This window comes from Pseudomonas syringae (assembly GCF_021606685.1).
Taxonomy (GTDB): Bacteria; Pseudomonadota; Gammaproteobacteria; order Pseudomonadales; family Pseudomonadaceae; genus Aquipseudomonas; species Aquipseudomonas syringae_R.
The window spans coordinates 29,656-40,417 of sequence record NZ_WKCB01000053.1; the positions used below are offsets into that span (position 1 = coordinate 29,656).

The 10,762-nt window shown below is 60.6% G+C and carries 8 protein-coding genes; 7 read left to right on the forward strand and 1 reads right to left on the reverse strand.

Features of this window, described 5'->3' with window-relative positions; all coding sequences use genetic code 11:
* The first annotated feature begins 17 nt into the window (after nucleotides 1-17).
* From GIW02_RS19190 to GIW02_RS19200, 3 genes are all read left to right on the forward strand, one after another.
* Nucleotides 18-548 (forward strand): hypothetical protein, encoded by a 531-nt coding sequence (locus GIW02_RS19190; RefSeq protein ID WP_236419375.1) that lies wholly within the window; start codon nucleotides 18-20, stop codon nucleotides 546-548.
* Between the two features lie 67 nt (nucleotides 549-615).
* Nucleotides 616-807, forward strand: coding sequence for a PLDc N-terminal domain-containing protein (locus GIW02_RS19195; RefSeq protein ID WP_003172956.1), 192 nt, complete (start codon nucleotides 616-618; stop codon nucleotides 805-807).
* Between the two features lie 400 nt (nucleotides 808-1,207).
* On the forward strand, nucleotides 1,208-3,295 hold the full coding sequence (locus GIW02_RS19200) for an LTA synthase family protein (RefSeq protein ID WP_236419376.1): 2,088 nt from the start codon (nucleotides 1,208-1,210) through the stop codon (nucleotides 3,293-3,295).
* 54 nt (nucleotides 3,296-3,349) lie between these two features.
* Here the strand turns inward: GIW02_RS19200 and GIW02_RS19205 are convergent, their stop codons facing one another.
* Nucleotides 3,350-3,502 (reverse strand): DUF3309 family protein, encoded by a 153-nt coding sequence (locus GIW02_RS19205; protein WP_015885095.1) that lies wholly within the window; start codon nucleotides 3,500-3,502, stop codon nucleotides 3,350-3,352.
* Nucleotides 3,503-3,832: 330 nt separating this feature from the next.
* Here GIW02_RS19205 and GIW02_RS19210 point away from each other — a divergent pair, with 330 nt between their 5' ends.
* The 4 genes from GIW02_RS19210 to dapC all read left to right on the forward strand — a co-directional run bounded on the left by GIW02_RS19210 (nucleotide 3,833) and on the right by dapC (nucleotide 10,659).
* Nucleotides 3,833-4,648, forward strand: a complete 816-nt coding sequence (locus GIW02_RS19210) for an SDR family oxidoreductase (protein ID WP_236419377.1) — start codon at nucleotides 3,833-3,835, stop codon at nucleotides 4,646-4,648.
* A gap of 1,085 nt (nucleotides 4,649-5,733) precedes the next feature.
* Nucleotides 5,734-6,516: a type I methionyl aminopeptidase gene (map, locus tag GIW02_RS19215; RefSeq protein WP_122773984.1), complete on the forward strand. Its 783-nt coding sequence runs from the start codon at nucleotides 5,734-5,736 to the stop codon at nucleotides 6,514-6,516.
* Nucleotides 6,517-6,584: 68 nt separating this feature from the next.
* Nucleotides 6,585-9,281, forward strand: a complete 2,697-nt coding sequence (locus GIW02_RS19220) for a [protein-PII] uridylyltransferase (RefSeq protein ID WP_236419335.1) — start codon at nucleotides 6,585-6,587, stop codon at nucleotides 9,279-9,281.
* A 178-nt stretch (nucleotides 9,282-9,459) separates the two neighbouring features.
* A complete protein-coding gene (dapC, locus tag GIW02_RS19225; protein WP_236421984.1) occupies nucleotides 9,460-10,659 on the forward strand; it encodes a succinyldiaminopimelate transaminase in 1,200 nt (399 codons plus the stop codon).
* Nucleotides 10,660-10,762: the final 103 nt, after the last annotated feature.

Below are 10,762 nucleotides of genomic sequence, written 5' to 3' on the forward strand. Positions count from 1 at the left end.
CGCTACAGGATCGCCCCATGAAAACCACCCTCGTCGAACTTATCAGCAAAATCAGCGCCGGGGTCATGGGGGAAGACGAGGTGGCGCGCATCGCCGATGAGGCCGCCCAGGCCTATGCTGACCCGGCGGCATTCCTGGCGGCCAACCCGGATATCAATTACGACGACACCTTCCCGATCCCGCTGGGTGAGTGGGTGGTGGTAGGCAGCCTGCCGGACACGGTGCTGTTCCAGGCGGACACCTATGCCGACCTGTTTGCGCAGATCGTCGCATCGTTCGGCCCGGGCGTGGCCTTCAACCTCAAGCCCAAACAATTGGCCAAGACCGAAGACCTCACAGCGCTCAATCGCATCCAGATCCAGATGAGCGCCCTCAGCCCGGAAGACGGCGGCTACGTGCTGCTCAACTTCAGCCAACTGCTGGATGACGAAATCCAGGCGGTGCTGGTCTACGGCAACGACTTGCCGCGCGTGCTGGCGTTGTGCGCCGAGGTCGGTATCAAGGCCGAGCCGTCGCTGGAAGCCCTCAAGGTGGCGGTCCACGTCTGAAATAAAACGGAACCCCTGTCAGGGCTGACTATCCTACAAGTGCATGCCCTCACTTAGGAGCGACACCATGGGTTCCACCTTCAATGGCTTGATCGGCCTGATCATTCTCGCGCTGGATATCTGGGCGATCATCAATGTGTTCAAAAGCGGCGCAAGCACGGGCGCCAAAGTGTTGTGGATCCTGTTGATCCTGCTGCTGCCGGTGCTGGGCCTGATCATTTGGGCGATCGCCGGGCCGCGCGGCAACGTGCGGATCTAAGCGCCTCACTCCTTCTGGAGTGGGCACAGTAAGAAGTGTGGGAGGGGGCTTGCTCCCGATAGCGGTATGTCAGCCAGCCTATGGGTAATGACACGCCGCCATCGGGGCAAGCCCCCTCCCACATGGGTTTCTGCCTATCTCGGAATTTTGTGTATCGAAACTGTTCGCTGCACAGAATTTTCACATTCCATCCAAGACAATCCGCCGGCTTTTATCTGCCTGCCAAGGCTCTATCCAGAGGCGAGGCAGGGGTGCACGTTCAGTAATTAATAGCCTTGCCGGCCTTGATCGGGCACCATTTGCGCCACCGCGTTAACCGCCTACCCCAGTCTGCCTGGGCGAGGGACGGACGCCGCCGCATTATTTCGCAACTTAAACTTCCAATGGGTCCTGAAACGACATGGCAAACCCGGACGCCCTGAGTCAGCAGCGAGCTTCAAATCGCCTGCTGCAACCGACCGTCAAATCCCATCTGGCGTACACGCTGCTCTGCGCACTGGTCATGATGGTGATGCTCTCCCTGCTGCGCCTGGCGCTGCTGGTGTACAACCGCGAGATGATCCTCGACACGCCGGCCTCGACCTTCCTTGAAGCTTTCGCCAACGGCCTGCGCCTGGATATCCGCCTGGTGGTGTACCTGCTCATTCCGTTGCTGCTGGCGCTGTTCAGCGTTCGGGCCATGGCTGCGCGTGGGTTTTTCCGGTTCTGGCTGACGGTTGCGTCCAGCATTGCGCTGTTCCTCGGCCTGATGGAAATGGACTTCTACCGTGAGTTCCACCAGCGCCTCAACGGCCTGGTCTTCCAGTATGTGAAAGAAGACCCGAAAACCGTGATGAGCATGCTCTGGTACGGTTTCCCGGTGGTGCGCTACCTGCTGGCCTGGGCCGTGGGCACGCTGATCCTGAGTATCGCGTTCAAAGGCGCAGACCGCGCCACGCGCCCGCGCGGCCCGTTCAGCGGTGGCAGCATCGGCACACGCCAGGTGGCGCCGTGGTACAGCCGCATCGCGGTGTTCGTGGTTTGCCTGCTGATCGCCGTCGTCGCCGCCCGTGGCACCCTGCGTCAGGGCCCGCCGCTGCGTTGGGGCGATGTGTACACCACTGACTCGAACTTCGCCAACCAACTGGGCCTCAATGGCACCTTGTCGCTGATTGGCGCGGCCAAGGCGCGGTTCGGTGAAGACCGTTCCAACGTCTGGAAGGCCACCCTGGACCAACCGCTGGCCACCCAGACCGTGCGGGACATGTTGGTGTTGCCGCAAGAGAAACTGGTGGACAGCGACATCGCCGCCGTACGCCGTGACTACACGCCACCGGCCGAGAAGACCCTGCCGATCAAGAACGTGGTCGTGATCCTGATGGAAAGCTTCGCCGGTCACTCGGTGGGCGCATTGGGTCGCCCGGGGAATATCACCCCGTACTTTGACAAACTGTCCAAGGAAGGCCTGCTGTTCGACCGCTTCTTCTCCAACGGCACGCACACCCACCAGGGTATGTTCGCCACCATGGCCTGCTTCCCGAACCTGCCAGGTTTTGAATACCTGATGCAGACCCCGGAAGGCAGCCACAAACTGTCCGGCTTGCCGCAGTTGCTCAGCGCGCGTGATTTCAACGACGTGTATGTCTACAACGGCGACTTCGCCTGGGATAACCAGTCGGGCTTCTTCAGCAACCAGGGCATGACCAACTTCATCGGCCGTAACGACTTCGTCGACCCGGTGTTCTCTGACCCGACGTGGGGCGTGTCCGACCAGGACATGTTCAACCGTGGCCTGGAAGAGTTGAAGGCCCGCGAAGGCGGCAAGCCGTTCTACGCACTGCTGCAAACCCTGTCCAACCACACGCCGTACGCGCTGCCGACGCCGTTGCCGGTTGAGAAAGTCACCGACCGTGGCAGCCTCAACGAGCATTTGACGGCCATGCGTTACTCCGACTGGGCCCTGGGCCAGTTCTTTGAAAAGGCCCGCAAGGAGCCGTACTTCAAGGAAACACTGTTCGTGATCGTGGGCGACCACGGCTTCGGCAACGAGCAGCAGATCACCGAGATGGACCTGGGCCGCTTTAACGTGCCGATGCTGATGATTGCACCGGGCATGCAGGAGAAGTTCGGCGAGCGTGACCACACCGTGGGCACGCAGATCGACATCGTGCCCACCATCATGGGCCGCCTCGGTGGCGACACCCTGCACCAGTGCTGGGGCCGCGACCTGCTGAACCTGCCGGAAGGTGACAAAGGCTTTGGCGTGATCAAGCCGTCGGGCAGCGACCAGACCGTTGCGTTGGTCACCGCCGACCGCATCCTGGTACTGCCCAAGGAAATGCCACCCAAACTGTGGCAATACGAACTGGGCGCCAACCCGACCGGTAAAGTGATTCCCGAATCGCCGGACGAGGCTGCACTCAAGCAGAAACTCGAGTCGTTCCTGCAGACCGCAACCAAGAGCCTGTTGGATAACACCGCTGGCGTGGTAAACGGTAAGCCGGACTAACTAACCGGCAATAAAAAAGAGGCCCTTGAAGGGCCTCTTTTTTTTGTCCGGCTTTTATATCCGGCCGAGCAACAGCAGCACCAGCAGTACCACCAGGACAACGCCCAGGATACCCGACGGGCCATAACCCCAGTTACGCGAGTGAGGGAAGACTGGCAAACCGCCCACCAGCAGGAGAATCAGGATGATGATTAGAATGAGGCTCATGGTTTTATTTCCTTATAGGCCTTCTGCAAAGACCGGTTATTTAACGGTAGGCCCGTCTGTTTTAATCCGGACGCCTTAACAACTCCGACTGCTGCACTTGGTAGAAAATTCCGTGTTTTTTTAAAGCATTTTGCAAACATGCTTATTTCTTTTAATGCGCTCGCAAATCCTCCTTGTTAGTTGAAAAAGATTGAACTTAGGCGCCAGCCGGGTATCCGACCCGGCCTGTGGTTTGCCTGGGGCATTCATCAATCTGATGGTGCGTGGGTGCGGGAAAAACCTTCGCTACACTGCCGATCACTTCCTCTGTGAACCACAAGGCTACTACCTATGCAAAATCGCATGATGATCACTGGCGCCGGGTCCGGCCTGGGTCGTGAAATCGCTCTGCGCTGGGCCCGCGAGGGTTGGCAGCTGGCCTTGTCGGATGTCAGTGAGCCGGGGTTGCAGGAAACCCTTAGGTTGGTGCGCGAAGCCGGTGGCGATGGCTTCGTCCAGCGCTGCGACGTGCGCGACTACAGCCAGCTCACCGCGTTTGCCCAGGCCTGCGAGGTCAAGCTGGGGGGCATTGATGTGATCGTCAACAATGCCGGCGTGGCCTCGGGTGGGTTCTTCGCCGAGCTGTCTCTGGAGGATTGGGACTGGCAGATCGCGATCAACCTGATGGGGGTGGTCAAGGGGTGCAAGGCGTTCTTGCCGCTGCTGGAACAGAGCAAGGGGCGGATCATCAACATTGCGTCGATGGCGGCCCTGATGCAGGGGCCGGCGATGAGTAACTACAACGTGGCCAAGGCCGGTGTGGTGGCGCTGTCGGAGAGTTTGCTGGTGGAACTCAAGCAGCAGGAAATCGGGGTGCATGTGGTGTGTCCTTCGTTCTTCCAGACCAACCTGTTGGACTCCTTTCGGGGGCCTACCCCGGCGATGAAGGCGCAGGTGGGTAAGTTGCTCGAGAGTTCGCCGATTTCGGCGGCGGATATTGCTGATTACATATATCAGCGGGTGGAGGCGGGGGAGTTCATGATTTTGCCCCATGAACAGGGGCGGATGGCTTGGGCGTTGAAGCAGAAGAATCCGCAGTTGCTGTATGACGAGATGACGAGTATGTCGGACAAGATGCGCGCTAAGGCGCAGGCGGTGAAGGGCTGAGCTTTTTCCCGGGAGTGGGGGGGTGAATATCCGTTATTGGGGTGATGGCGGCTATTGGTTCCGCTCTTACAGCGGGTCACTTTTGGAAAGAGCCCAAAAGTAACCAAAAGGCTCTTGCCCCACCACTCGGCACCTCGCCTCCGGCTCGGTGTGCCCGCCCGCAGCCTTGAATCCGTGGGCCGCCGCGATGGGCCATCCTTGGCCCAGCGCGGCTAACCCGGCGTCCTGCCGGGTTACCCACGGATTCAAGCCCGCGTGCGGCCAGCGTGGTTAATGGGGCGCCTCAGATCAAGATCAAAAGCACGGCGGCCTGACAGCCGGCCTGAGTGATGTAGAGCAAAAGCGCGGATTGTGGGCGGGCTTGGACCCAACCGGAGTTACGTCTGTTGATTGCGATTCAAATGTGGGAGGGGGCTTGCTCCCGATAGCGGTGTGTCAGCCAATGCATCTGTGACTGCTCCACCGCTATCGGGAGCAAGCCCCCTCCCACACTTGAACCGAGTACGGCTTCAAGGATCAGGCCGGCTGTCAGGCCGCCTCGCTTGGCTGTGTTTTTGATCCGGCCCTTACATCCTTTGCGCTGACGAAGTCAGCGATCTTTTGATCTGAAGCTTTTGATCGTGATCTTGATCTAGGGCGCCCCATTAAACACGCTGGCCGAACGCAGGCTTGAATCCGTGGGCGACCCGGCAGGACGCCGGGTTAGCCGCGCTGGGCCATGGATGGCCCATCGCGGCGGCCCACGGATTCAAGCCGGAGTGAGGGCACACCGAGCATGAGCGAGGTGCCGAGTGTTGGGGCAAGAGCCCTTTTGGTTACTTTTGGCTGGGCCGGCATTCCGGGCTCTTTTCCAAAAGTGACCCGCTGTAAGAGCGGAACCCATACCCGCCACAACCACAACAACGGATATGTACTCAATCACCTAACCACCCCCCCCATAGATAGAAGCCATCACCAGACCCTCATGACTTGCCCCCATCGTCTGTTAGAATCGCGTTTTTCTGTGGCTTGTGCGACCCCGCAACCTTTATCGCACGCCCCGTAACCCGTATTGATTTCAGCGCGTCGCGCTAGAGAGAGCCTGTATGACCGTTAGTTTGAAAACCGCCGAAGACATCGCCGGCATGCGCATCGCCGGCAAACTGGCTGCCGACGTCCTGGAAATGATCGCCGAACACGTCAAGCCCGGCGTTACCACCGAAACCCTGAACCAGATCTGCCACGACTATATCGTCAACGTCCAAGGCGCCATCCCCGCGCCGCTGAACTACAAGGGCTTCCCCAAGTCGATCTGCACCTCGGTCAACCACGTGGTCTGCCACGGTATCCCAGGCGACAAGCCGTTGAAGGATGGCGATACGCTGAACATCGACGTAACCGTGATCAAGGACCGCTATTTCGGCGACACCAGCCGCATGTTCCACGTCGGCACCGTGCCGGTCTGGGCCGAGCGCCTCTCCCAGGTCACCCAGGAATGCATGTACAAGGCCATCGAGATCGTCAAACCCGGCTGCCGCCTGGGCGACATCGGTGAAGTGATCCAGAAGCATGCTGAAAAGAATGGCTTCTCGGTGGTCCGCGAATTCTGCGGCCACGGCATCGGCACGGTCTTCCACGAAGAACCGCAGATCCTGCACTATGGCCGCGCCGGCACCGGCATGGAACTCAAGGCTGGCATGACCTTCACCATCGAGCCGATGATCAACCAGGGCAAGGCCGACACCAAGGTGCTGGGCGACGGCTGGACCGCAATCACCAAAGACCGCAAGCTCTCGGCCCAGTGGGAACACACCCTGCTGGTCACCGACACCGGCTACGAGATTTTCACCCTGCGCGCCGACGACACGATTCCACGCATTTCGGCCTAATAAAGGGTTGCCCTGGTTTTCCCAAACTGTGTTGTGACTGACTGATAGATAGAAAGGAAAGCCGATCGATGCCCCAGGTGGATCCCGAACTCTTCGACCGTGGCCAGTTCCAGGCCGAACTGGCCCTGAAGGCGAGCCCCATCGCCGCGTTCAAGAAAGCCATCCGCCAGGCCCGCGAGGTGCTCGATGCGCGCTTTCGCAGCGGGCGGGACATCCGCAGGCTGATCGAGGACCGTGCCTGGTTCGTCGATAACATTCTGCAAAAGGCCTGGGAACAGTTCAGTTGGAGCGAAGACGCCGATATCGCCCTGGTGGCGGTCGGCGGCTACGGTCGTGGCGAATTGCACCCCTACTCCGACATCGATCTGCTGATCCTGCTGGACAGCGCCGATCATGAGATTTTTCGCGATTCCATCGAGCGTTTTCTGACGCTGTTGTGGGACATCGGCCTGGAAGTCGGCCAGAGCGTGCGCTCGGTGGACGAGTGCGCCCAAGAAGCGCGCGCCGACCTCACCGTGATCACCAACCTGATGGAAAGCCGCACCATCGCCGGCCCCGAGCGCCTGCGCCAGCGCATGCTCGAGGTCACCAGCACTGCGCACATGTGGCCGAGTAAGGACTTCTTCCTGGCCAAGCGCGCCGAGCAGAAGGCCCGGCACCACAAGTACAACGACACCGAATACAACCTGGAACCCAACGTCAAAGGCTCGCCGGGCGGGCTGCGGGATATCCAGACGATTTTGTGGGTAGCGCGTCGCCAGTACGGCACCCTGAACCTGCGCGCCCTGGCGGGCGAAGGCTTTTTGGTGGAGAGCGAAAACGCCCTGCTGGCCTCGTCCCAGGAGTTTCTGTGGAAGGTACGCTACGCCCTGCACATGCTTGCCGGGCGTTCCGAAGACCGCTTGCTGTTCGATCACCAGCGCTCCATCGCCACCCTGCTGGGGTTTGAAGGCGAAGACGCAAAAACCAGCATCGAAAGCTTCATGCAGCAGTACTACCGGGTGGTCATGAGCATTGCCCAGCTCAGCGACCTGATCATCCAGCACTTCGAAGAAGTGATCCTGGCCCCCGAAGACGAAGCACCGCCGCAGCCGATCAATGCGCGCTTCCAGCTGCACGACGGCTATATCGAAGCGCGCAACGACAACGTGTTCCGTCGCACCCCGTTCGCGATGCTGGAAATCTTCGTGCTGATGGCCCAGCAGCCAGAAATCAAAGGCGTACGCGCCGACACCATTCGCCTGCTGCGGGAAAACCGTCACCTGATCGACGACGATTTTCGCAACGATATCCGCAACACCAGCCTGTTTATCGAGCTGTTCAAGTGCAAGATCGGTATCCACCGCAACCTGCGGCGCATGAACCGTTACGGCATTCTCGGGCGCTACCTGCCGGAGTTCGGCTTTATCGTCGGGCAGATGCAACACGACCTGTTCCACATCTATACCGTGGACGCCCACACCCTCAATCTGATCAAGCATCTGCGTAAGTTGCAGTACACACAGGTGTCAGAGAAATTCCCGCTGGCCAGTAAGCTGATGGCCAAGCTGCCCAAGCCGGAACTGATCTACCTCGCCGGCCTGTACCACGACATCGGCAAGGGCCGGCATGGCGACCACTCGGAAGTCGGTGCCGTGGACGCCGAGGCCTTCTGCCAGCGCCACCAGTTGCCGTTGTGGGACAGCCGCCTGATCGTCTGGCTGGTACAGAACCACCTGGTGATGTCGACCACCGCCCAGCGCAAGGACTTGTCCGACCCGCAGGTGATCCACGACTTCGCCGGCATCGTCGGCGACGAAACTCGCCTCGATTACCTGTATGTGCTGACTGTCTCGGACATCAACGCCACCAACCCGACACTCTGGAACTCATGGCGCGCAAGCCTGTTGCGCCAGCTCTACACCGAAACCAAGCGCGCCTTGCGCCGCGGCCTGGAAAACCCGGTGGACCGCGAAGAGCAGATCCGCCGCACCCAAAGCGCGGCCCTGGATATTCTGGTGCGCGGCGGCAACGACCCCGACGACGTCGAGCAATTGTGGTCGCAACTGGGTGACGATTACTTCCTGCGCCACACCGCCGGCGACGTGGCCTGGCACAGTGACGCGATCCTGCAGCAGCCGGCCGATGGCGGGCCGCTGGTGCTGATCAAGGAAACCACCCAGCGCGAATTCGAGGGCGGCACGCAGATCTTCATCTACGCGCCGGACCAGCACGACTTCTTCGCCGTGACCGTGGCGGCCATGGACCAGCTCAACCTGAACATCCATGACGCCCGCGTCATCACCTCCAGCAGCCAGTTCACCCTCGACACCTATATCGTGCTCGACACCGAAGGCGAATCCATCGGCGATAACCCGGTGCGGGTGAAAAAAATCCGCGAAGGCCTGACCGAAGCGCTGCGCAACCCAGACGATTACCCGACCATCATCCAGCGCCGGGTGCCGCGCCAGCTCAAGCACTTTGCGTTTGCGCCGCAGGTGACCATCTCCAACGACGCCCAGCGCCCGGTCACCTTGCTGGAACTCAGCGCGCCGGACCGGCCAGGCCTGCTGGCACGCATCGGCGGGATCTTCCTGGAATTCGACCTGTCGCTACAGAACGCCAAGATTGCGACCCTCGGCGAGCGCGTGGAAGACGTGTTCTTTATTACCGATGCGGACAACCAGCCGCTGTCCGACCCGGAACTGTGCCGCCGCTTGCAGGAAGCCATCGTGCAGCAATTGAGCGTGAACCAGGAACCCGAATTGACGCGCCTGACCCTGTAAACACCCGTCCTCTCCCATGGGGACGGGCTTATGTGGGAGCGGGCTTGCTCGCGAATACGGTTTGGCAGCGATACATTCGCCGACTGACACACCGCATTCGCGAGCAAGCCCGCTCCCACATTTGAATGGATTCGCCCGGCAGACCGCATGCTTTCAACCGAATTTGACGAGATTTGAGATGAACAACGCCCTGAACCAGCTGCAGCCCTACCCGTTCGAGAAATTGCGCGCCCTGCTCGGCAGCGTTACGCCCAACCCGGACAAACGCCCGATCGCGCTGTCCATCGGCGAGCCCAAGCACACCTCACCGACGTTCGTTGCCGAAGCGCTGAGCAATAACCTCGACCAGATGGCGGTGTACCCGACCACGCTGGGCATCCCGGCCCTGCGCGAGGCCATTGGCGCCTGGTGCGAACGCCGCTTCAACGTGCCCAAGGGCTGGCTGGACCCGGCGCGCAATATCCTGCCGGTCAACGGCACACGTGAGGCCCTGTTCGCCTTCACCCAGACCGTGGTCAACCGCGGTGACGACGCACTGGTGGTCAGCCCGAACCCGTTCTACCAGATCTACGAAGGCGCCGCGTTCCTGGCCGGGGCCACGCCGCATTACCTGCCGTGCCTGGATGAAAACGGCTTTAACCCGGATTTCGACGCCGTGTCGCCAGATATCTGGAAACGCTGCCAGATCCTGTTCCTGTGCTCCCCAGGCAACCCGACCGGCGCGCTGATCCCGGTCGACACCCTGAAAAAACTGATCGCCCTGGCCGACGAATACGACTTCGTGATCGCCGCCGACGAGTGCTACAGCGAACTCTACTTCGACGAACAAACCCCACCCCCGGGCTTGCTCAGCGCCTGCGTCGAACTGGGTCGCCAGGACTTCAAACGCTGCGTGGTGTTCCACAGCCTGTCCAAGCGCTCCAACCTGCCGGGCCTGCGTTCCGGTTTCGTCGCCGGCGATGCCGACATCCTCAAGGGCTTCCTGCTGTACCGCACTTACCACGGTTGCGCCATGCCGGTACAAACCCAACTGGCCAGCATTGCTGCCTGGCAGGACGAGGCGCACGTACTGGCCAACCGTGACCTGTATCGCGAAAAATTCGACGCGGTACTGGCCATTCTCAAGCCGGTGCTGGATGTTCAAGCCCCGGACGGCGGCTTCTATCTGTGGCCAAATGTGAATGGCGACGACGCCGCCTTCTGCCGCGACCTGTTTGTGCAAGAGCACGTAACCGTGGTGCCGGGTTCATACCTGTCGCGCGACGTCGACGGGGTCAACCCTGGCGCTGGCCGCGTGCGCCTGGCGCTGGTTGCGCCGTTGGCCGAATGCGTGGAAGCGGCCGAGCGGATTCGCGACTTTATCCAACGCAGGCAGTAAGCCCTTCCAAACCCGCACTGCGCAACGCAGTGCGGGCGCCCTGCCGGTTTGAACACGGAACCAACACTATCGCGCTCGCCACTACCTGGCAGTTATCCAGAGT